The following is a 452-nucleotide window of genomic DNA, read 5'->3' as shown; positions in this document are numbered from 1 at the left end:
GTTCATTGATAATCCTTTGGCGCGGGCGGTGCGGATGTAGGGGCTGTTCAACACTTCTATCATCGCGCCGCGCGTGATGCGGGCGAGGCCTGCGACATAGCCGATGGAGAGGGCGGCGACGGGCATGATGAGGCTGGTCAACGAGCCGTCATTCCAGCCGCCGGCGGGTAGCCATTTGAGGGTGATGGCGAAGATGAAAATCATGATGGGGGCTTTGACGAAGCTGGGGACGACGATGCCGGTCATGGCGGCGGTCATGATGGTGTAGTCCGCCCATGTGTTGCGCCTGAGTGCGGCGATGGTGCCCATGAGTACGCCCAAAACGGTGGAAACGATGAAGGCGTACACGCCCAGTTCGACGGAGACCGGCAGGGCTTGGGAGAGCAATTCGTTGACGTTGTAGTCTTTGTATTTGAACGAGGGGCAGAGGTCGCCGTGGGCGAGTTGTTTGA

At 59.7% G+C, this 452-nt stretch carries 1 protein-coding gene; it reads right to left on the bottom strand.

Translation table 11 applies throughout. The annotated features are described in order from the left end of the window. Positions 1–452 (bottom strand): ABC transporter permease subunit (locus ACTHUR_RS20685; RefSeq protein WP_440400673.1); only part of this gene is annotated, 452 nt, incomplete at both ends.

The sequence above is a fragment of the Neisseria sp. P0021.S007 genome, from assembly GCF_051956855.1.
This window is presented reverse-complemented; position numbering and strand designations above follow the sequence as displayed.